Below are 20,046 nucleotides of genomic sequence, written 5' to 3' on the forward strand. Positions count from 1 at the left end.
GCAGCTTCCTGTATCAGGCGGTAGTGGGTTCTTCTTCGGCGGTGGCTTCGGCCATGGATTCAAGGCGGTAGCCCCGCTGATAGATAGTCTTGATCCTGAAACCATTGTCAGGGTTCAGTCCCAGCCTGCGGCGAAGTCGGCTCATGTGGGTATCGACTGTGCGAGTGTTGATATCCCGGGTCAGCCCCCAGACCCGTTCCAGGAGCATTTCACGGGTCAGTAACCGGCCCTGGTTCTGGAACAGGAACAGGGTCAGGTCGAAATCCTTGTCGGTCAGGGTGAGCAACTCGCCGTGCAAGGTGATGGTGCGACGGCTGGTATTGACCATGAACGGTCCGTAGTGCAGCTCTTCCTTGTCGGCGTCGGGGTTGGAGCGACGGGCAAGGGCGTTGATGCGGGCGATCAGTTCTGCAGGCCGAGCGGGCTTGGCCAGGTAGTCATCGGCGCCGGCGTCCAGGGCCTGCACGATGTCCTGCTCACTGTCCCGCTGGGTCAGGAATACCACGGGAACTGGCCAGTTGAGCTGGGAGCGGATGTCCCGCAGCACGTCCAGTCCGGTCATGTCGGGGATCTGCCAGTCCAGGATCATCAGGTCATAGCTGCGGTGCAGGGCTGCGCTGATAAACGCCTGGCCAGTAGGGAAACTGTCACAGGGATGGCCCTGGTCAGCCAGAATCTGTTGTACATGCTGAGCCTGTTCATGCTCGTCTTCAAGCAGGGCTATTCGCATGGTCTGTCTCCTGGGGAATGCCAAGCCGCATGGTGCGGGTGTCACTTAAACGACCGTTTATATCACAATATTGTGTCAAATCTCTGCGCACACTTCAGTGTCATTGTGTTTGATTTAGGTAACTCTTACACCGGTCTGCCGGAAGTGAGGAGCCATTACCGGGCCGGCGGACGCCTGACCGCCACCGGGATGCCGTTGTCGTCGTTCACTGTTTGTCGGCAGGAAGGGAAATTACTGCAGCCCCAGAACCAACCGCGGTGACTTTTTCTGCGCACGAGGGGCGCGTAGCAGGCGGGGCAGGGCCAGGGGCGCTGACTTGTGCCGTCCTGGGGGGCGCTGTCTTCCAGCGGGCGGGTACCGTTGCAATCCGGGAAACGGGTGCAGGCATGGAAGCGGCCAAACTTGCCCTCGCGGATGCGCATGGGCGCGCGGCACTTCGGGCAGTGGATGCCATCCGAGTCGGCCTGTGGAAGTGTTTCTGTCCTCGTACCGGTGGACGTCTTCACCGGGCTGCTGGCCGGTTGCCGGATAAAACCTCTGATCTGGCCCTTGAGTTCCTCAAGAAACTGGCGAGGGTCACCGTCCCCAGCGCGGATCTGCTCCAGGGTCGCTTCCCACAGGGCGGTCATGTCCGGTTCGCTGATGGCCTCGGGCAATGCATGGATCAGGCTTCGGCCTTTCTCGGTGGCACGTATATGGCGACCTTCCCGGAACAGGTAATCGCGGCGGAAGAGGGTTTCGATGATGGCCGCCCGGGTGGCTTCGGTGCCCAGTCCATCGGTCTCCCGCAGGGTTTTTCGCAACTGCGGGTCGCTGACGAAGCGGGCAATGTTGGTCATGGCCGCCAGCAACGTTGCATCGGTGAAATGCTGGGGTGGCTGTGTCAGGCGCTCCTTAATGGTGCTGTCGATACAGGTTACATCATCACCCGGCTCAAGCCGTGGCAGGGGCTTTTTCGGAGCCTCGGCGGAGGTTTTCGAGGAGCGTTGCCGGGGTTCCAGTAATTTCCAGCCGGGTTCGAGCAGGGCGGTTTCGGTGGCGCGGAAACGGTGGTCGCTGATGGCCAGGTCCAGCCGCCCTTCCCGGTGAACCGCGTCGGGCATGAACTGCATCAGGTAATAGCGAGCCACCAGGTTGTAGACGTTGCGCTCCTGCTGGCTCAGCTGTCCCGCCGGGCGGGCCCGGAGTGTAGGGATGATGGCGTGGTGGGCGTCCACCTTGCTGTCGTTCCAGGTCGCCGAGCGGCGATCCAGGTTCACCCCGCTGGCCGCGTCGGCAAGGCTGTCATCCACTTTAGCAATGGCCTGGCATACTCCCGCGGCCTGCTCCAGGTGCCCCTCCGGCAGATAGCGGGAATCGGAACGTGGGTAGGTGATCAGCTGGTGCTTTTCGTACAGGCTCTGGGCGGTGTCCAGTACCGCCTTGGCGCCCATCCCGAACGCCTTTCCCGCCTCGATTTGCAGCGCAGAGAGTGACAGGGGCAGGGGTGCGGTTTCCTTCCGGTCCCGGAAGCGGGCCGCGGTGATACGACCGGGGCGGCCATTTACCGCATTGGCGATGTCTTCCGCCACCTCCCGGTCAAGTAACCGGTCTTCATCGTCCAGGAATTCCTGCTGATTCTCCGATGGTAACCAGCGGGCCTCGAAATCCTGGTCCCGGGTTTCATCGCCGGAAGGGCGTGCGGTTATTGTTAGCCGGTACCAGGGCTTTGGTTCGAAGTTGGCGATGGTGTCGTCCCGGTGAACGACCAGCCCAAGCACCGGGGTCTGCACCCGACCCACTGAATAGACGCCGTCAGCGCCCTGCTGCTGGTAACTCAGGGTGTAGTAGCGGGTGAGGTTGATGCCGTATAGCCAGTCAGCGCGCTGTCGGGCCAGGGCTGAGTGCGAAAGCCGCCGGAAATCCCGGTTATCACGCGGGGCCGCCAAAGCCTTGCGCACCGCATCCCGGTTCAGGTCGTTTATCAGCACCCGGTGGACCGGGCAGCGAACATTGAAGTACCGCAGTACTTCATCCACAAGTAACTGGCCTTCCCGGTCCGGATCGCCGGCGTGGTAGATGAGCTCAGCCTTGCGAACCAGGCCCTCCAGCACCCCAAGCTGCTTTGCCACACTGTCCCTGGGAGCCAGTTGCCACTGGTCCGGGAAGACCGGAAGATCCGCCATGCGCCAGGATTTCCAGCGCGGATCGTAGGTGGCCGGTTCGGCGGGCTCCAGCAGGTGGCCAATGCACCAGCTGACGATGACCGCCTGCTCGCCGTCACCGCACCTGAGCCAGCCAGGGCCCTTCTGTATCGGGCCAGGCAGGGCATCGGCGATGGCGCGGCCCAGGCTGGGTTTTTCTGCGATATAGAGGCGCATGGCGTGTGGCGGCATCCGGGGTTGTCAGGGAGTCGCAAGATGGCGTCTGGCGAAGCCCCTGTCAAGACGGCATACAGGGTGTAAACTGATGGCAAGTCAGAATGTTGATTCCATCAACAGGAACAGGCAATTCCAACCAGAAAGGCACCGATATGCGATTACAGCAGTCGATTGAACAGAAACTGGGCGAACGTTTCGAAGGCGGTCACCTGACCGTGGAAAACGAAAGCCATATGCACAGCGTGCCGCCGAACTCCGAAACACACTTCAAGGTGACGCTGATTTCGGACCAGTTTGAAGGCCAGTCAAAGGTGCGCCGTCACCAGGCCGTCTACCAGGCACTGGCTGACGAGATGCAAGGGGGTGTCCATGCCCTGGCGTTGCATCTCTATACTCCCGGGGAATGGGAGGCCAGCGGTGGCCAGGTACCTGCGTCACCCAACTGTATGGGTGGTTCGAAAAGGGAGCAGGCATCATGAGTCAGTTTTTCCAGATTCACCCGGAAAACCCGCAAAAGCGTCTCATCAAGCAGGCAGTGGACATCCTCCGCCAGGGTGGTGTGATCGTCTATCCCACCGATTCCGGTTACGCCATTGGCTGCCACCTGGGGGACAAGCAGGCGGCCGATCGCATCAAGCGCATCCGCAAGCTTGATGACAAGCACAATTTCACACTGGTGTGCCGGGATCTTTCAGATGTCGGCGTCTACGCGAAAGTGGACAACACCCAGTACCGGCTGCTCAAGACCTTCACCCCCGGCCCTTACACCTTCATCCTCGATGCCACCAGTGAGGTGCCGCGCCGGCTGCTTCACCCCAAGCGTCGTACCATCGGTCTTCGGGTGCCGGACAATGCCATCGTCCAGGCGCTGCTGGGTGAGCTGGGTGAGCCTATCATGAGTAGCACCCTGATCCTGCCGGGGGAGGAAAACCCGATGACGGATCCGGAAGAGATCCGGGATGCGCTGGAGCATGAACTGGAGCTGATCATCGATGGCGGCTTCTGTGGCATGGAGCCAACCACGGTTGTCAACATGACCGGTGCGGTGCCAGAGGTTACCCGCGTCGGCAAGGGAGACCCGGAACCTTTCCGGGTCGATTGACCGAGGCGCGGATCAGGCCCGGGCGTTCAGCCGGAAGGCATAGCCCCGGGTCGTCTCTGATACTCTGCCGTCGTTACTGGCAAAGGTCTTGCGAATACTGTCATAGCGGTGCACCAGGTCCTGCAGGCCGTTGAACTGCTGATTGTCGCTGACCAGGGTGTCCAGAACGGTATTGCTGGTGCCATAGGCCCGGTTCAGTTTCAGGGCGGTGTCCACGAACGCCAGGGTCGGTTCATTGACGCTAAGGCGCTTGAGGGTGTCCCGAAATTCCCGGCTGTTGTTGAGGTCCTGCTCGATGCGCTGGCGGGGCTGCTCAGGCATGCGCCCCTGTATGCTTACCTCTCCGGAGGATGTGCGGGACACGGCAATCTGGGTGGTGGGCTGCATACCGTATTCGGCAAGCTTGTGCCGCAAGGTTTCCCTCACATAGGCAATATCCTGCCCGACCTGCTGACGGTATTCAGTCACCGACAGCCGCCCCGTCTTGGTTCCGGGCTGTCCCCCGGTTAGGGTGAAACGGTCATCATTCGTTCCGTTGTGATCGGCCCCCCGGGGCTGCTCCGCCTTGCCGGGGGCGGCGGGCCGGGCATCTTCGTTGCGACGGGTTGCCGCCTGCTGGAACTGGGTGCCCGCCTTGATCAGTGATGTCAGCAACGACATTGAGACTTACCTCCGGTCTGAACCGGCCAGAAAATGACACGTTATCCGGGTTTAAGCAGGAAGCGGGCCAATGCCGTCGGAAGTGGGTAATTTTCGCGCTGGCTTTTTGTCCTCTCCCATGTTTTGCTTTAGGTCATCCCAATAAAAACAACCCCATAAAAGGCAGTAATACCATGTCATTATTCGATTTGAGTGGGAAGGTCAGCCTGGTCACCGGGGCCGGGCGCGGCATTGGTCGCAGCATCGCCCTGGGGCTGGCGGAAGCCGGCAGTCACCTGGTGCTGTGCAGCCGCAGTCGCGATGAGCTGGAAGCGGTCGCGAAGGAAGCCGAGGCCCTGGGTGTACGCACGCTGGTGGCGCCCTGTGACGTCAGCGACCCGGGCCAGATCTCCGCCACGGTAGACGCCGCCATCGACGAATTCGGGCGGATTGACGTGTTGATCAACAATGCCGGGCTCACCATCAAGAAGCCCGCCGAAGAATTGCCCCTGGAAGACTGGCAGACCATCATCAACATCAATCTGACCGGGGTCTTCCTGATGGCCCAGGCAGTCGGCCGTCATATGCTCAGCCAGCGCAGTGGCAGCATCGTCAACATCTCGTCCATTGCCGGCAAGACCGGGCTTACCGGCTCTTCCGCCTATTGCGCCAGCAAGGGTGGCGTCGACATGCTGACCAAGACACTGGCCGTAGAGTGGGCGGAACGGGGCGTGAGGGTGAATGCCCTGGCGCCGGCCTATACCGAAACCCCGCTGGTGAAGGCCATCACCGATACCCGGGCAGACTTTGCGGAGCGAGTGGCGGCCCGTACCCCCATGAAGCGCATGGCCCGCCCGGAGGAGATGGTGGGCACAGCCATATTCCTGGCGGCCGAAGCATCGTCCTACATTACCGGTGAAACCATCATGGTGGACGGTGGCTGGACCGCCTTCGGTGCCTGACACCCTTGCCTCCGCCGACACCCCCATACAATAACAACCGACTTCAGGAGTCCCCATGAAAAACAACCCTGTCGCCCCCGATGCCCCCTGGTTCGCAAGCTATCCGCCGGAGATTCCCCACCAGCCGGAACTGTCCGGCCGTGCCGTTCACCAGATGCTGGCGGACGCCACGAAACAATGGCCCGACCGGGTCGCTGTCAATTTTATGGGGCGGGACCTGTCCTACACCGAGCTGGACCGGCTGGTCTCACGCATGGCAGCTGGACTGCAAAAACTGGGTGTGGGTCCGGGTGTCCATGTTGGCCTGTATCTGCCCAACACCCCGCATGGCATTATCGGCTTCCTGGGTGTCCTGCGTGCTGGGGGTGTGGTGGTGAACTATTCGCCGCTGGATGCCGACCGCATCCTTGAGCACAAGATCGCCGATAGTGAAACAGACATCATGGTGACCCTGGACCTGCAAGCCCTGTTGCCCAGAATGGCTGGGTTCCTCGGCAACTCCAGGCTGCAGAAACTGGTGGTGGGGTCGGTTGAGGACTTTGCGCTGCAACCGGAAGCGGTTCGAGACCACCTGCGCCAGGCCGGTGAACTGGCCGAGTGGCCGGCGGACGAGCGAGTGATGGGCTTTGACCAACTGCTGGATAACGATGGTAGCTGGCAGCGTTACCCGGAGTCGGAGAACCTGGACGGCCTGGCTGTGCTGCAATATACGGGAGGCACCACCGGTGCACCGAAAGGGGCCATGCTGACCCACGGTAATATTGCCGCTGCGGCAGACCAGCTGGGCTCGGCGCTGAAAACGACCGTGGCTTCCGGCGAAGAGCGGGTCCTGGCGGTCTTGCCGCCATTCCATATCTACTCCATCGTGGTGAACATGCTGTTTGGCCTGCGTAACGGCGCCACTTTGTACCAGCACCTCAAGTTCGACCCCCATGCTGCGCTGGAAACCATCGAGAAAGAGAAAATTACGGTGTTCCCGGCAGTTCCCACCATGCTCTCCGCACTGTTGGCCTGCCCCGACCTGGGGAATTATCAGTTGGGCTCTCTCAAGCTGTGTAATTCCGGTGGTGCGCCGTTGCCCGTAGAACTCCAGCAGCGCTTCCAGAAAGCCGCCAGTTGCTCCGTCAAGGAAGGCTGGGGGATGACAGAAACCGCCGCCCTGGGCACATTCACACCTGAAGGCATGGTCCCCCCGGCGGGTGCCTGTGGCGTGCCGGTACCAGGTATCGATCTCAAGATCATCGCCATGGACGGAAGCGACCAGGAGATGCCCCAGGGTGAACGGGGCGAACTGTGTATCGCGGGCCCGAATGTGATGAAAGGCTACTGGAAGCGAGACGATGCCACGGCCGAATCCATGACAGCCCAAGGCTACTTCCGAACCGGTGATGTGGCCTGGATGGATGAAAAAGGTTTCGTCTACATTGTCGACCGTACCAAGGACATGATCATCTGCAGTGGGTACAACGTGTATCCGCGTAATATCGAAGAGGCCATCTACGAGCACCCGGCGGTGGCTGAGGTGTCGGTCATTGGCGTACCGGACGAATACCGGGGCCAGAGTCCCCGGGCCTATATCACAGTGCGGAACGGCGAGCCGGAACCCACCCTGGACGAGATGAAGGCGTTCCTGAAGCCCCGTCTGGGCAAGCACGAGATGATTCACAGCATGGAAATCCGCGAAGAACTGCCGAAAACGCCGGTCGGCAAGCTCTCAAAGAAAGAGCTCTATGCTGAAGTAGGGCGTTGACCGCAGGTGTATCTTAAGGGGATGACTGCCTCGGATGACAGTCATCCTACCGGGGCTCCGGCCGCCGCGTGACAGTTAATGGAAGTCCAGCGGGTTCAACCGATAGAAGCTACAGAGGGCCTGGTATACGCCGGGCTGTTGTTGCTTCAGGTGGGCCGGCTGCTGGTAAAAGGTTTCCGTGAGTACCGCAAAGAACTCTGCGGGTTCAGTGGCCCCGTAAGGGTCGAGCCAGCTTTCCTGGTGCCGTGCGACGGACAGTTGCAGCTGTTCGTAGGCTTCGCTCATGGTTTCTTGCCAGTGACGAGCCTGCTCCCCGGCTAGCGGAGGGGCGCCATCGGCACTGCCATCCAGGTAATCCAGCTGGTGGGCGAACTCGTGGAGAATCACGTTGTGGTCACTGCCCGGTGCCCGAGCTGCGTGCTCGCAGTCATCCCAGGACAGCACAACCTGGCCGAACGACGACGCCTCGCCGGCGCGTACCTGGTGTTCCATATCCACCACCATGCCGTTCTGACGAGGTTCGGTCACGTAATAGGCGCCGGGGTAGACCAGTATGCTCCGTACCTCGTCGTAGTCGCTGTAGAAGCGGGCGAGGATCAGCAGGCAGGCGTGTCCGGCAATTGTGAGCCGCACCCGGTCATCCACTTCGAACCCGTCGCAGCCGTAGAAGTCCTTCTCGGACAGGAACAGTTGCACTCGCTGTTCCAGCTCCCTTTTAAATTGTGCAGGCAAGCGTCGATAGAGGGGTACCTGTGATTTGAGCAGCTTGCGCCAGGCCCTGGGGAATGGCCGTTTCAACTCGCGTTTCCGCCGCCAGTTCCGGTAGAAGAACAGATAGAACACGGCAAAGGTGATGGCGGCGAGGGCAAACAGGGCGAAGGTGATAGCAGGGGACATGGGCTATGGCCGATCCTTGCGGGACGTCGGAGATGCTATTGCTATAGTACAGTAATGTGACCAAACCAGGTCGCCAACAAGTGTTAATCGGAGGTTCCATGAACAAGACCGCATTGGTACCCATTGCCGATGGCAGTGAAGAGATCGAGTCCGTCACTATCATTGATGTGCTCCGGCGCGCAAATGTGGAGGTCACCGTGGCCAGCGTCCATGAGCACAAGACCATCACAGCGTCCCGCCGTACGCGCATTACGGCTGACGCCCTGCTACAGGATTGCGTCGACCACGATTATGACCTGATTGCCTTGCCCGGCGGCATGCCCGGTGCCCGGAACCTGTCGGACTGTGCCTTGTTGATAGACCGCCTGCGCAAGCAACGGGACGCAGGCTTCTGGTACGCCGCCATCTGTGCAGCCCCCGCGGTGGCACTGGCGCCCCACGGCCTGCTGGACGGGGTTGCCGCTACGGGGCATGCAGGCTTCCGCGAGGCCTTGCCAGACCAGTCACGGGTTGATGAACGGGTGGTTGTGGATCGCAACTGCATCACCAGTCAGGGCCCCGGTTCTGCCCTGGAGTTTGCACTCGAGTTGGTGGCCCGCGTATGTGGCGAGGATGTACGTGACCAGGTCGCCGCACCAATGATGTTGCCCTGAATGGAGCAACACTGCTGCCACAATAAGATTCGGTAATCTTTGCCTCGTTTTGGGATTGTGACTGCTACATTTTCGGGATGACTTCGTACCACCGATGGCGACGTCAAACGGACGCAACTTCACTTCTCCAAAATGGAGGCAAGGCGATGTCTGACACCTATCAAACCGTCAACCCCGCAACCGATGAGGTACTGGAAACCTACCAGCTAATGTCCCGGGACGAGGCTGCAAAGGTTGTCCAACAATGTCACGAGGCCTTCGGGACCTGGCGGAAGACCAGCTTTGACGAGCGGGCAAAGGCGTTCCGCAAAGCCGCGGAACTGATCCGTGAGCGCAAGGACGAATACGCCAGACTGATGACCCGGGAAATGGGCAAGACCCTGGCCCAGGGCAAACAGGAGTGCGAGCTTTGTGCCGCCATCTGTGAATACACCGCCGAGCAGGGCCCGAAAGAACTGGCCGACCAGGAGCGGGAACTGAACGGTGGCCGTGCCCTGGTGACCTTTCAGCCGGAGGGGGTTATCTACGGTATCCAGCCCTGGAACTTCCCGCTATACCAGGTGATTCGCTACAGTGCCGCCAACCTGATTGCCGGCAACACCGTGCTGCTCAAGCACGCGCCGAACGTGTGGGGCATGGCCCTGGAAGTAGAGAAGCTCTATCGCGATGCCGGCTTCCCGGAAAATGCCTTCCGCACCCTGCTGATCGACCATGACGTCTCCAACGATGTTATTGAGAACCCGCTGGTTCGTGGTGTGACCCTGACTGGCAGTCCCAACGCCGGTCGTGCGGTGGCCCAACGAGCAGCCAAGGTGCTCAAGAAAACCGTGCTGGAGCTGGGCAGTAACGACGCCTACCTGATCCTGGCGGATGCAGATCTGAAAAAAGCGGTGCAGTACTGCGTGCAGGGACGGGTCTACAACACTGGTCAGACCTGTGTTGCGGCCAAGCGCTTCATTGTAGAAGACGCCATCTACGACCAGTTCCGGGATGCCTACCTGGAGCAGATGAAACAGATCACTTTCGGTGACCCCACCCAGAAAGAAACTGTAATGGGACCGATGGCGAGGAAAGACCTGCGTGATGGCCTGCATGAGCAGGTTCGCAAGTCCGTCGATAACGGCGCTACCTGCCTGTTGGGTGGAGAGATCCCGGAAGGCAAGGGCTGCTTTTACCCGGCGACGGTGCTGGAAAACGTCGCTCCAGGCCAGCCCGCCTACGATGAGGAACTGTTCGGCCCGGTGGCGTCATTGATAAGAGTAAAAGACGCCGAGGAAGCCATGAAAGTGGCCAACGACTCCCCCTACGGCCTCGGTGGCGGTATCTTCAGCCAGAACGAAGCCCGTGCCATCGAAATGGCCAGGGAAGAGTTTGATACCGGCATGGTCAACATCAACGGCTACAACCTGGCCCAGCCCAACCTGCCGTTCGGCGGGGTGAAGGAAAGCGGCTATGGCCGGGAACATGGCGGCTTTGGCATGCATGAGTTTGTGAATGTGAAGTCGGTGATGATTACCGAGTCATGATGGGGATACCGGTCGTCACCCTGCCAGGAACGGGGTGACGACTGGTTTTTCTGTTGGGTGTCAGGCCGACTGGGGGTGTCGTTTGTGCCAGTCAGTGACCTGCTGGAAGGCATGCCCGGCTCGCACCAGTAAGGCTTCATCCAGGTGCCGCCCAACCAGCTGAAAGCCTACCGGCAGAACTGTGTCGGTAAAACCTCCCGGCAGGGTGATAGTGGGGCTTCCGGACATATTGTAGGGGGCTGTATAGCGTAACGACTCGTTCATGGTCTGCGGGTCACGCAGCAGGCTGTTATAGCTTTCAATCGTGGGATTGCTGAACGGATGCACCGGCACCAGCAGTAAATCGAATAACCCAAAGAGTTTGCGCAGATCGCCGGCGAACATGAGTCGGGTGTGATGCATTTTCATAAGGTCGGTGGCGCCCAGGCGCCGGCCAGCTTCGATCAGTCCCGCAAGCACGGGTCCATATTCGTCCTTGCGTGACGGGTAGGTGGCCTCATGGGCGATGGCTGTCTCTACCGCACAGTACCGGCCCCAGTTGTTTCGCATTGCAGCCGAGCTGGGCGGCACCTGGTATTCAGTGACTTTCGCGCCCAGTTCGGTCAGCACCCGCCTGGCTTCGTCGATGACCTTGAGTGTCGCCGCATCGCACACCCCGTCCATGTCAGCAGGTGCAATGCCAATCGTCAGTCCCCGCAAACCCTTGTCGATATCGGCCAGGTAATCCGGCACCGGAGCGGAGAGGCTTGTGGGGTCCTGGGGATCTTCCCCGGCCATGGCGCCCAGCATGGCACCGGCGTCGGCGGCTGAACGGGTCATGGGGCCGATATGATCCAGGGAGTCTGCCAGCGCCAGCACTCCATGTCGGCTGACCCGGCCCCAGGTTGGTTTCAGTCCGGTCAAGCCATTAGCGCCGGACGGGTAGCGGATGGAACCGCCGGTATCCGTGCCAACGGCGCCGTAGCAGAGGCCCGCCGCCGTAGCGACCCCGGAACCACTGGACGACACGCCGGACCAGTATTCATCGCCCCAGGGATTGAGGGGGGCGGGTATGTCCGGATGGTGGGCTCCAAAGGCTCCTTCTGTCATCTGCAGTTTTCCAAGCATTACCGCGCCAGCGTCTGCCAGTCGGCGCACCACGGTCGCGTCTTCGTCAGGTATGTAGTCGGAGAGCACCTTTGTGCCCCAGGTGGTGCGGATACCCGCGGTCCTGCACAGGTCCTTCAACCCGACCGGAACGCCGTGCATTGGTCCCCGGAATTCTCCCCGCGCCATTTCCTGCTCTGCCTGCCGGGCCTGCGCCAGGGCCTTGTCGGCGGTTACTGTGACAAAGCTGCGCAGGTGAGGGTCCAGCTTCTCGATCCGCTCCAGCATCAGCCGGGTGACCTCAACGGGGGAGAGTTCGCGGGACCGGTAGGCTTTGGCAAGGTCGGTCATGGTGGCGAATTCGGGATTGTTCAGGGGCATTGTCTGACCTTCTGCTTGTTGGGTTATTACCGGTCCGATCAGGGAGGGCCAAATGTAAATCTTCGTTAAACCGGGTTGAAGGTTGCTAACTATCTGCTGATACTCGCGACCCTTCAAATATCCACAACCTTAAAGGGATGTACACGTGAAAACCAGAACGCTGTTGATTACTGCCACGACACTGCTCGCCTTTACTGGCCAGGCCAATGCCACAGAAGGTGGAACCGGTTATTTTGGGCTGTCTTTCGGGCAAGCGAAAGTGAAAGACTTTTGCGACAGTGCGCTCGATTCCTGCGATGACACGGCGTTCACCGGACGTATCCATGGCGGTGTTCAGCTCAATGGTTATACGGATATCGAGTTCGGATATCGCTATATGGACGATGTGGATGCTTCTGTCAGTGCGCTAGGCATCACTGCCGCAGCCGAGGCAAACGGCCATTTTGCTGATGCCACGTTGCAGTTTGGAATCCCCGGAACAGGACCATTTCAGGTTTTTGCCAAAGCTGGCGCCATGTACTGGCTGATTGATTACAATGTCAGCGCTACCAATGGATTGGCTCGGATTTCTGATTCCGACAAAGAAGATGGTGTCGCTCTGCGCACAGGTCTCGGCGCGCGGTACGATATCAACCAGGACATCAGCCTGCGGGCAGACTGGGATTACCTCGTTGATGTTGGCAACGACGACATCGGCGAGACCGATATCCAGGTCTTCAGTTTCGGGCCTGAAGTCCGGTTCTGATCCGTCCGCGCCATGCTCCGCCTGGCTGAGAGCCGGCTCAATTTGCGGCCAATAGCCAGGCAGCGGTATCATACTCGGTACAAATTGTTCCAAACACTATAAAAAGAAAAGCAGATCAGCATATCGCTGATCTGCTTTTCTTTTTTTGTTTCAGGGGCAGACTATCTGAACTACCTGTGGCGGAGACGTTGCCCGTCACTGACCAATAGGAGACATTCGTGTCCAACGGGTTAAGCAAGTTTTTTCGCCCCCTTCTGCAGTTGGGCCTGATCCCTCAGATATCGATCGGCATCATTGCCGGGGTAGCGCTGGCGCTGACTTCGCCCGAGACTGCCAAGTCCTTTTCCATCCTGGGTCAGTTGTTTATTTCGGCGTTGAAGGCAGTCGCTCCTATCCTTGTGTTCGTGCTAGTGGCAGCCGCCATAGCGGCCCATGAGAAGGGGCAGCCCACGCATATCCGTGGAGTTCTGGTGCTATATATCGTTGGCACCCTCATCGCTGCCCTGGTTGCGGTTGTTGCCAGTTTTATCTTTCCGACAGAGCTGACGCTGGATATGCCGGAGGTAAGCGGCGAGCCACCGGGAAGCATTTTCGAAATCCTGCGGGACCTGCTGCTGAGTATGGTCGCTAACCCGGTTACCGCGCTGATGGAAGGCAACTTCATTGCCATACTGGCCTGGGCTGTGGGGTTAGGTTTCATGCTCCGACAGGCCAATGAGGCCACCGGCAAGGTGCTGAACGATCTGTCAGATGCCGTTTCGGGTATTGTTCATACTGTAATTCGCTTTGCGCCGTTGGGTATTCTGGGCCTGGTGGCCAACACGCTGGCTGAGACAGGTATGGGGGCCTTGCTGGAATACGGCCGGCTGCTGGGCGTTATTGTCGGTTGCATGCTCTTTGTGGCATTGGTGACCAACCCGCTGATCGTGTTCCTGAAAACCCGCCAGAACCCTTTCCCCCTGGTCTTTGCCTGTTTGAGGGGGAGTGCCATCACAGCGTTCTTTACTCGCAGCTCCGCTGCGAATATTCCAGTTAACATGGAGCTGTGTGAACGGCTAAAGCTCGACCCGGACACCTACAGCATTTCTATCCCGCTGGGTGCGACTATCAATATGGCGGGCGCAGCGATCACCATTTCCGTCATCACCCTGGCCGCTGCGAATACACTGGGCATCCCGGTGGACTTTGCTACGGCACTGCTGCTGTGCGTCGTATCAGCCCTGGCGGCATGCGGGGTTTCCGGTGTTGCTGGCGGGTCGTTGCTGCTGATTCCGCTGGCGACCAGCCTGTTCGGTATTTCTACGGAAGTTGCCATGCAGGTGGTCGCCATTGGCTTTGTGATCAGCGTTGTCCAGGATTCGACGGAAACGGCCCTGAATTCGTCTACCGACGTACTGTTCACCGCTGCCGCCTGTCGTGCAGCCGAGCGCAAAGAGGGGTAATCAGGCGATGGCACGCAACCTGGTCTTTATCGGCATGCCCGGCAGCGGCAAGAGCACCGTAGGTGTGCTCGTGGCCAAGCGACTGGGCCTGGGCTTTGTGGATACCGATCTGCTGATCCAGCAGGAGACGGGGCGTACACTGCAGGAAATCGTCGACCAGGACGGCTACCAGGCTCTGCGAAAGATCGAGGAGCAGGTGCTGCTCAAGCTCACCGTCGTTAACCACGTCATCAGCACCGGCGGCAGTGCCGTATACAGCGACGCTGCCATGAAACACCTCAAAGCAAGTGGAACGGTGGTCTTCCTGGACATCCCCCTGGATGTCGTAATCGAGCGCATCGGCGACTACAGCCTGCGAGGTATTTCCCGACGGCCTGATCAATCCCTGTCCGAGCTGTTTGAGGAACGCTTTGCGCTGTACACCCGCTACGCGGATGTAACGGTGAATGGGGCGGGCCTTACTCATGATGAGGTGTGTGAGGCGGTGCTTTCGGCAGTGAGCTGAGAGAGTCGTTTCTGACCTGACCCAGATCAGTAAAAAATTGACGCAGAGGTATAAAGTAATCCGCCGTACGGCCGTCAATTCTGTAGTTGCTCACTGATCCCGGGACCCCATGAAAAAACAATACTCCATCCGTTTCCTGTTACTTGCCGCGTTGGCCCTCGCCTTTACCGTCATCCTGGTGTTTACCCTGGCCTACAGCTCCTGGTCCCAGCAGGCGCACCTCGAGGAGTTCAGTCACAAGTACGTAGATAACCTGGCCAAGTCCTATTTCGACGGCCTGAATACGATGATGGTGACCGGCACCATCGGCAACCGGGAAGTGCTCCGCAATAAGGTAACGGCACCGGAGGATGTGCTGGATGTGCGGGTGATCCGCAGTGATCAGCTTAACGCCATGTACGGTGCCGGCAACTCCGATGAGCAGCGGCGGGAGCCTGAGGATCTGCGCGCGCTGGACGGTGAAAAGGTTGAGTTGTACAGCGAGAACGAGCAGGGCCGTGTTTTCACCATGATTGAGCCTGTGGTCGCCAGCGAGAACTATCAGGGTGTCAATTGCCTTGGTTGCCACCAGGCGCAGGAAGGGGATGTGCTTGGGGCCATTCGTGTGGACTACTCCCTGGCGGCGAGTGACGCACGACTGCAGCAGCAGTTGATGGTGAACGGTGGCATTCAGGTACTGATTTTTCTGGTGATCTTCCTGCTTACCACCGTCTTCCTGGGGCGGCTGGTGTTTTCGAGGCTCCAGGGCTTGCACGATCGGATGGACGAGATTTCCCGTAATTCCGATCTCTCGCTGGAGCTTGAGGTGACCCGCAATGATGAGATCGGCTCCGTCTCCCGTGCCTTCAACCGCATGGTGAGCAAGATTCGCGAGAGCATGAATACGGTTATGGACAGCGCTGCCCGAGTGGAGACCGCTGCCCGTGCCATCGCCGCGAAGGCAGAAACCACCGAGCGTGAGGTGCTGGCCCAGAAAGACAATACCGACCAGGTGGCCAGTGCCACCACGGAGATGGCCGCTTCCGCGGTCCAGGTCCGCGAAAACGCCGTTTCCACTGCACGCAAGTCCGCCGACACTACCCGGTCTGCCGAGAATGGCGAGGGCCTGGCGCGCAAGGCCGTGGAAGGTATTGAGTTGCTCAACACGGAAGTACAGGAAGGTGCCCACCGCATCGGGCAACTGGACCAGCGCACGACGGAAATGGCCACCCGCCTGGAACTGATCTCCGAGATCGCTGACCAGACCAACCTGCTGGCCCTGAACGCTGCCATTGAAGCCGCCAGGGCAGGGGAGCAGGGCCGTGGCTTCTCGGTGGTGGCGGATGAAGTGCGAGCGCTGGCTTCTCGTACCCAGGATTCCACCGAGGAGATTCGCCGCACGATTGAAGGGCTCAAGAAGGAAGTGGTGGAGTGCGTGGGTACCATGCGCCATGCCTCAGAGATGGCCCAGCAACAGGTTGACGCCATACTGCGGGTGGAAAAGGAACTTCAGACCATTGCCACCGAGGTGCGCGAGATCACCGGTCTGAATGAACAGATGGAAAACGCGGCCAACGAGCAGAGCGAGGTCTCGGACTCCATCAACCAGAATGTGATCGAGATCAGCCGCTCGGCAGAGCAGACCTCCAGTGACGCCCAGGAAACTGCCCGTATCGCCGGTGACCTGCTGGCCATGGCAGAAACCCTGCGCAAGACCATCGAACAGTTCCGGTTGTCGCAGTCCTGACCTCCGGTCCGGTCACGCATCCTGCGTGGCCGGTCTCCCGGACCCTTTGATCAGAAAGCGGTAGCGGCAAGGTAACCGGTATAACCGATAAAGACAGCCAGCATCGCCGCCCCCTCAAACCGGTTGATCCGGCCAGGTCCACGAAAGCCATACCCCAGCACGAACAATCCGATGGTCAACAGCACCATGACCGGCAGATCCCGGGTCAGTACGTCGCCGGCGACGGCCATGGGTGAAATCGTTCCGGCGATGCCCACCACCGCCAGGGTGTTGAACAGGTTGGAGCCCAGGATATTGCCCAGAGCCAGGTCGTGCTCACCCTTGCGGGCCGCGATGATCGACGAGGCCAGCTCCGGCAGGGACGTGCCTATGGCCACGATTGTCAGGCCAATGACCAGGTCGCTCACCCCAAAAGCGGTGGCCAGGTCAACCGCCCCCCACACCAGGATCCGGGAGCTGATGATCAGCACTACCAGCCCGGCCACCAGCCAGATCAACGCCTTGCGGATCGGCATGGAGTGGACCCCCAGCTCGGTTGAGACGTCCGCTGCCATGGAGTCAGAAGGGCTTCGAAGACCAGACCAGATGCTCCAGCCTATCAGCACTAAAAATACCCCGATCAGGACAGCGGCATCCATGCGACTGAGCTCGCCATCAAACAGTTGCCAGCCAGCAAACAACGTCACAACTGTGAGAATGGGCAGTTCTTTGCGCATCACCTGGGAGTGCACCGCAATAGGTGCCAGCATTGCGGTGATACCCAGTATCAGCGCAATGTTGGTGATGTTTGAGCCATAGGCGTTGCCAAGGGCTAGCCCCGGATTACCCTGCGATGCGGCAAGGGCAGACACCACCATTTCCGGCGCGGACGTGCCGAAGCCCACTATCACCATGCCAATCAACAGTGGCGGCATGCCAAAATGAGTGGCCGTGGCAGAAGCGCCTCCAACAAAACGGCCGGCACTCCAGACCAGCAACACCAGTCCGGCAACAACAGCAATCAGGGCAATCAGCATAGTTCGGAACTCCCGTGTCCAGCGCAGTGGATTGCACGGTATTGACCGGCTAGATGCAATTAGCAAGTTTTACCTATGCCGGATTTGGGCGGAGTTGCCGCCATCAACTCAGCTGAAGTGACTTCGAGTAGAAGACCCTGGAAAGGGTAGTTCGACAATAATCCGGGCGCCATGCAGGTAACATAGACGATGGATCACCTCCCTTTCTCTCAGGGAGGTTGCACAAATCAAGAGCACCAACTATGAGTTAAGCAAACTTGGTGAGATGCTCAGCGCTTGGGTTGCCCGTGAAAAGAATTATCCCTTTAGACCGTCTGGGGTCATTGCCCGAAGGGCTAGCAAGTCTCTCTGCGCAAGGCGTCCTTCAAAATCGACAGAAATTCGGTACCAACATAATCGTTGAAGCGCCTGGCGGCGGCTGGTCAGCCCTGGTCAAGGATACGCTGCGGGATCCGATGCTGTGGTTTCTGCTGGGCACGAGCATCCTTTTTTTTCTGACCGGTAGCCGTACTGAATCGCTGGTGCTGGCGATTGCGCTGATTCCTTTTCTTTGCATGGACGCATACTTGCACCGTCGCACCCAGGCTTCCACCGCCACGCTAGCCGACCTGTTGGCTGCACGGGCCACCGTTGTACGGCAAGGGCAGAGGGAGGTAGTCGACGCGAGGGAGCTGGTGCCCGGCGACCTGGTGGAGGTCTCCGGTGGCCAGCCATTCCCGGCGGATGGTCTGTTAGTCTCTGTTGAATCGGCGCAGGTTGATGAATCGGCGCTGACCGGGGAAGCCTACCCGGTGCGCAAGGTAGCGGCTTGCTCGAGCTGGGTTCCCGGTAAGGATATGGCCCTCGATGATTCGGCCTGGGGGTTTGCGGGAACCCGTATGCTTACTGGCAACGCCTACCTTCGGGTTGTATTTACCGGTCGGGAAACATTATACGGTGAGATCGTACATACCGCCCTGGCTGGCCGCCATGGGCGCACACCGCTACAGCATGCTGTGGCGCGCCTGGTAGGAAACCTGCTGCTCGTTTCGATTGCTTTTTGCGTACTCCTGGCGGCTGTTCGTGTTTATCAGGGACATGGTTGGCTCGACGCCTTTGTCAGCGCAGTGACGTTGGCAGTGGCAGCCCTTCCAGAAGAATTTCCTGTTGTTCTGACATTTTTCCTGGGGGTTGGCGTTTATCGCCTCGCCAAGCGTAAGGCCCTTGTCAGGCAGGCGGTTGCTGTTGAAAACATCGGGAGGGTCACGACCATCTGTTGTGACAAGACCGGAACCCTCACCGAAGGCAAGCTTACCCTGGCTCATCCGCTCCCGGTCGAAGGTAGCTCTCGCGAACGTTTGCTGACGATGGCCTGTCTGGCGTCACGTCGCGACTCTGGTGACCCACTGGACGATGCCCTGTTTCAAGCCTCCGGCTGTGACGATGAGCCAACAGTCCTCGCCAGTTTTCCGTTCACAGAGGCTCGGAAACGTGAGACCACGGTTGTTGAGCAACAGGGCAAGGCAATGGCCCTGGTTAAGGGGGCGCCGGAGACAGTGCTTTCCATGTGTACTGTATCAACGACCGAAATGACCAGTTGGCAAACACAGGTAGGCCAGCTTGCAGCGGAAGGTCACAAGGTGCTCGCATGCGCCTGGCGAACAACGATGTAACAGGCATACGTGCTGTCGATGTGGTCGCCCGCGCCATTCCAGCACAAAAGCACGCATTGGTGCAGCATCTGCAAGCCCAGGGAGAACTCGTTGCAGTAACGGGGGACGGCGTGAACGACGTGCCAGCACTGAAGTGCGCCGATATTGGCATTGCAATGGGGGAGCGGGGGACACGCGCAGCGAGGGAAGTGGCTTCCATCGTGCTGATGGACGACAATTTCCGAACCATTGTGGATGCAATCGCGGAGGGGCGGCAGCTCTTCAATAATCTTCAGCAGAGTTATCAATACCTGCTTATGATTCACATCCCGCTTGTTCTGACTGCCGCGTTGATTCCGTTGATGGGTTTCCCGATTCTCTACTTGCCGATCCACATTGTCTGGCTTGAGTTGATTATTCACCCGACGGCGCTACTGGTTTTTCAGAATGCCGCCCAACATGATTCCCTTCGATCCCACCCATCAAGACGCGTGAAGCATTTTTTTGATGCTCGTCAGACGGTCATCATCGGCTTTACCGGATTACTTGTCACGGTGTTGGTCTACTGGAGTTATGCTCGAAGCCTGGGTTTAGGGCGCGACATCGAGCATGCGAGAGCAATGGCACTCGCCGTACTGATATTCGCTGGTGCGGGTCTTACTGCGGCATTGAGCAGGTTTCGTGGTATCGCGGCATCAGTAGTCATGGCGGGGGCCCTTCTCTCGGCCTTGATTTTCATTCAGGTGCCGATGCTTTCGACGCTACTGGCACTGCGCCCATTGCATTTCGACGACTGGCTCATTGCTGGACTAAGTGGAGTCTTCATTGCTCTCCCGGTTGTCTACGATCAATGGGCGAGTGCACGCCTTGGCGGAGATGGAACGGACTGACCTGT

The 20,046-nt window shown here is 59.3% G+C and carries 18 protein-coding genes and 1 pseudogene; 13 read left to right on the forward strand and 6 right to left on the reverse strand.

The window, feature by feature from the left end; all coding sequences use genetic code 11:
- Positions 1 to 13: 13 nt before the first annotated feature.
- Together LJ360_RS08205 and LJ360_RS08210 are read right to left on the reverse strand one after the other, a co-directional pair.
- Complete coding sequence (locus tag LJ360_RS08205) at positions 14 to 730, reverse strand: response regulator transcription factor (protein WP_264995800.1); 717 nt, start codon at positions 728 to 730, stop codon at positions 14 to 16.
- A gap of 155 nt (positions 731 to 885) precedes the next feature.
- On the reverse strand, positions 886 to 3,090 hold the full coding sequence (locus tag LJ360_RS08210) for a DNA topoisomerase 3 (protein WP_264995801.1): 2,205 nt from the start codon (positions 3,088 to 3,090) through the stop codon (positions 886 to 888).
- A 152-nt stretch (positions 3,091 to 3,242) separates the two neighbouring features.
- On the opposite strand from LJ360_RS08210, the gene LJ360_RS08215 reads away from it, so the two are divergent.
- Both LJ360_RS08215 and LJ360_RS08220 read left to right on the forward strand, forming a co-directional pair.
- The gene (locus LJ360_RS08215) at positions 3,243 to 3,569 is read left to right on the forward strand and encodes a BolA family protein (protein WP_264995802.1); all 327 of its coding nucleotides are present in this window, start codon (positions 3,243 to 3,245) and stop codon (positions 3,567 to 3,569) included.
- Complete coding sequence (locus tag LJ360_RS08220; RefSeq protein WP_264995803.1) at positions 3,566 to 4,192, forward strand: L-threonylcarbamoyladenylate synthase; 627 nt, start codon at positions 3,566 to 3,568, stop codon at positions 4,190 to 4,192. The genes LJ360_RS08215 and LJ360_RS08220 overlap by 4 nt, the downstream gene beginning before the upstream one ends.
- Positions 4,193 to 4,204: 12 nt before the next feature.
- On the opposite strand, the gene LJ360_RS08225 is transcribed toward LJ360_RS08220, so the two are convergent.
- Positions 4,205 to 4,852 carry a hypothetical protein gene (locus tag LJ360_RS08225; protein WP_264995804.1) on the reverse strand — a complete coding sequence of 216 codons (648 nt, stop codon included), beginning with the start codon at positions 4,850 to 4,852 and terminating at the stop codon, positions 4,205 to 4,207.
- 173 nt (positions 4,853 to 5,025) lie between these two features.
- Between LJ360_RS08225 and LJ360_RS08230 the strand changes: the two genes are divergently transcribed.
- Both LJ360_RS08230 and LJ360_RS08235 read left to right on the forward strand, forming a co-directional pair.
- The gene (locus LJ360_RS08230; protein WP_264995805.1) at positions 5,026 to 5,793 is read left to right on the forward strand and encodes an SDR family NAD(P)-dependent oxidoreductase; all 768 of its coding nucleotides are present in this window, start codon (positions 5,026 to 5,028) and stop codon (positions 5,791 to 5,793) included.
- A gap of 55 nt (positions 5,794 to 5,848) precedes the next feature.
- Positions 5,849 to 7,543, forward strand: a complete 1,695-nt coding sequence (locus LJ360_RS08235) for a long-chain-fatty-acid--CoA ligase (RefSeq protein ID WP_264995806.1) — start codon at positions 5,849 to 5,851, stop codon at positions 7,541 to 7,543.
- Positions 7,544 to 7,618: 75 nt separating this feature from the next.
- Here LJ360_RS08235 and LJ360_RS08240 read toward each other — a convergent pair whose 3' ends face one another.
- Positions 7,619 to 8,440 (reverse strand): zinc-dependent peptidase, encoded by an 822-nt coding sequence (locus tag LJ360_RS08240; protein WP_264995807.1) that lies wholly within the window; start codon positions 8,438 to 8,440, stop codon positions 7,619 to 7,621.
- Positions 8,441 to 8,538: 98 nt separating this feature from the next.
- On the opposite strand from LJ360_RS08240, the gene LJ360_RS08245 reads away from it, so the two are divergent.
- Both LJ360_RS08245 and LJ360_RS08250 read left to right on the forward strand, forming a co-directional pair.
- Positions 8,539 to 9,093 (forward strand): DJ-1 family glyoxalase III, encoded by a 555-nt coding sequence (locus LJ360_RS08245; protein ID WP_264995808.1) that lies wholly within the window; start codon positions 8,539 to 8,541, stop codon positions 9,091 to 9,093.
- 146 nt (positions 9,094 to 9,239) lie between these two features.
- On the forward strand, positions 9,240 to 10,619 hold the full coding sequence (locus LJ360_RS08250) for an NAD-dependent succinate-semialdehyde dehydrogenase (RefSeq protein ID WP_264995809.1): 1,380 nt from the start codon (positions 9,240 to 9,242) through the stop codon (positions 10,617 to 10,619).
- Positions 10,620 to 10,679: 60 nt separating this feature from the next.
- On the opposite strand, the gene LJ360_RS08255 is transcribed toward LJ360_RS08250, so the two are convergent.
- On the reverse strand, positions 10,680 to 12,086 hold the full coding sequence (locus tag LJ360_RS08255) for an amidase (RefSeq protein WP_264995810.1): 1,407 nt from the start codon (positions 12,084 to 12,086) through the stop codon (positions 10,680 to 10,682).
- 145 nt (positions 12,087 to 12,231) lie between these two features.
- Here LJ360_RS08255 and LJ360_RS08260 point away from each other — a divergent pair, with 145 nt between their 5' ends.
- The 4 genes from LJ360_RS08260 (at position 12,232) to LJ360_RS08275 (ending at position 16,504) form a co-directional block, all read left to right on the forward strand.
- Positions 12,232 to 12,831: an outer membrane beta-barrel protein gene (locus tag LJ360_RS08260; protein WP_264995811.1), complete on the forward strand. Its 600-nt coding sequence runs from the start codon at positions 12,232 to 12,234 to the stop codon at positions 12,829 to 12,831.
- 218 nt (positions 12,832 to 13,049) lie between these two features.
- The gene (sstT, locus tag LJ360_RS08265; protein WP_264995812.1) at positions 13,050 to 14,273 is read left to right on the forward strand and encodes a serine/threonine transporter SstT; all 1,224 of its coding nucleotides are present in this window, start codon (positions 13,050 to 13,052) and stop codon (positions 14,271 to 14,273) included.
- 7 nt (positions 14,274 to 14,280) lie between these two features.
- A complete protein-coding gene (locus LJ360_RS08270) occupies positions 14,281 to 14,778 on the forward strand; it encodes a shikimate kinase (protein WP_264995813.1) in 498 nt (165 codons plus the stop codon).
- A gap of 109 nt (positions 14,779 to 14,887) precedes the next feature.
- Positions 14,888 to 16,504 (forward strand): methyl-accepting chemotaxis protein, encoded by a 1,617-nt coding sequence (locus LJ360_RS08275; protein ID WP_091849717.1) that lies wholly within the window; start codon positions 14,888 to 14,890, stop codon positions 16,502 to 16,504.
- 50 nt (positions 16,505 to 16,554) lie between these two features.
- Here LJ360_RS08275 and LJ360_RS08280 read toward each other — a convergent pair whose 3' ends face one another.
- On the reverse strand, positions 16,555 to 17,520 hold the full coding sequence (locus LJ360_RS08280) for a calcium/sodium antiporter (RefSeq protein WP_264995814.1): 966 nt from the start codon (positions 17,518 to 17,520) through the stop codon (positions 16,555 to 16,557).
- Positions 17,521 to 17,807: 287 nt separating this feature from the next.
- Here LJ360_RS08280 and LJ360_RS20015 point away from each other — a divergent pair.
- The 3 genes and pseudogenes from LJ360_RS20015 to LJ360_RS08290 form a co-directional block, all read left to right on the forward strand.
- A pseudogene (locus LJ360_RS20015) lies at positions 17,808 to 17,948 on the forward strand (hypothetical protein); the annotation flags it as partial.
- Between the two features lie 27 nt (positions 17,949 to 17,975).
- Positions 17,976 to 19,172 carry an HAD-IC family P-type ATPase gene (locus LJ360_RS08285; protein ID WP_264995815.1) on the forward strand — a complete coding sequence of 399 codons (1,197 nt, stop codon included), beginning with the start codon at positions 17,976 to 17,978 and terminating at the stop codon, positions 19,170 to 19,172.
- On the forward strand, positions 19,148 to 20,041 hold the full coding sequence (locus LJ360_RS08290; RefSeq protein ID WP_264995816.1) for an HAD-IC family P-type ATPase: 894 nt from the start codon (positions 19,148 to 19,150) through the stop codon (positions 20,039 to 20,041). Before LJ360_RS08285 ends, LJ360_RS08290 begins: the two co-directional genes overlap by 25 nt.
- The last annotated feature ends 5 nt before the right edge of the window (positions 20,042 to 20,046 follow it).

The sequence above is a fragment of the Marinobacter sp. AN1 genome (assembly GCF_026013985.1).
Lineage (GTDB): Bacteria > Pseudomonadota > Gammaproteobacteria > Pseudomonadales > Oleiphilaceae > Marinobacter > Marinobacter segnicrescens.

What these genes read in the sequence shown, in the direction of transcription:
- LJ360_RS08205 (WP_264995800.1), bottom strand. Translation starts at nt 730, where the DNA reads ATGCGAATAGCCCTGCTTGAAGACGAGCATGAACAGGCTCAGCATGTA.
- LJ360_RS08210 (WP_264995801.1), bottom strand. Translation starts at nt 3,090, where the DNA reads ATGCGCCTCTATATCGCAGAAAAACCCAGCCTGGGCCGCGCCATCGCC.
- LJ360_RS08215 (WP_264995802.1), top strand. Translation starts at nt 3,243, where the DNA reads ATGCGATTACAGCAGTCGATTGAACAGAAACTGGGCGAACGTTTCGAA.
- LJ360_RS08220 (WP_264995803.1), top strand. Translation starts at nt 3,566, where the DNA reads ATGAGTCAGTTTTTCCAGATTCACCCGGAAAACCCGCAAAAGCGTCTC.
- LJ360_RS08225 (WP_264995804.1), bottom strand. Translation starts at nt 4,852, where the DNA reads ATGTCGTTGCTGACATCACTGATCAAGGCGGGCACCCAGTTCCAGCAG.
- LJ360_RS08230 (WP_264995805.1), top strand. Translation starts at nt 5,026, where the DNA reads ATGTCATTATTCGATTTGAGTGGGAAGGTCAGCCTGGTCACCGGGGCC.
- LJ360_RS08235 (WP_264995806.1), top strand. Translation starts at nt 5,849, where the DNA reads ATGAAAAACAACCCTGTCGCCCCCGATGCCCCCTGGTTCGCAAGCTAT.
- LJ360_RS08240 (WP_264995807.1), bottom strand. Translation starts at nt 8,440, where the DNA reads ATGTCCCCTGCTATCACCTTCGCCCTGTTTGCCCTCGCCGCCATCACC.
- LJ360_RS08245 (WP_264995808.1), top strand. Translation starts at nt 8,539, where the DNA reads ATGAACAAGACCGCATTGGTACCCATTGCCGATGGCAGTGAAGAGATC.
- LJ360_RS08250 (WP_264995809.1), top strand. Translation starts at nt 9,240, where the DNA reads ATGTCTGACACCTATCAAACCGTCAACCCCGCAACCGATGAGGTACTG.
- LJ360_RS08255 (WP_264995810.1), bottom strand. Translation starts at nt 12,086, where the DNA reads ATGCCCCTGAACAATCCCGAATTCGCCACCATGACCGACCTTGCCAAA.
- LJ360_RS08270 (WP_264995813.1), top strand. Translation starts at nt 14,281, where the DNA reads ATGGCACGCAACCTGGTCTTTATCGGCATGCCCGGCAGCGGCAAGAGC.
- LJ360_RS08275 (WP_091849717.1), top strand. Translation starts at nt 14,888, where the DNA reads ATGAAAAAACAATACTCCATCCGTTTCCTGTTACTTGCCGCGTTGGCC.
- LJ360_RS08280 (WP_264995814.1), bottom strand. Translation starts at nt 17,520, where the DNA reads ATGCTGATTGCCCTGATTGCTGTTGTTGCCGGACTGGTGTTGCTGGTC.
- LJ360_RS08285 (WP_264995815.1), top strand. Translation starts at nt 17,976, where the DNA reads ATGCTGTGGTTTCTGCTGGGCACGAGCATCCTTTTTTTTCTGACCGGT.
- LJ360_RS08290 (WP_264995816.1), top strand. Translation starts at nt 19,148, where the DNA reads ATGCGCCTGGCGAACAACGATGTAACAGGCATACGTGCTGTCGATGTG.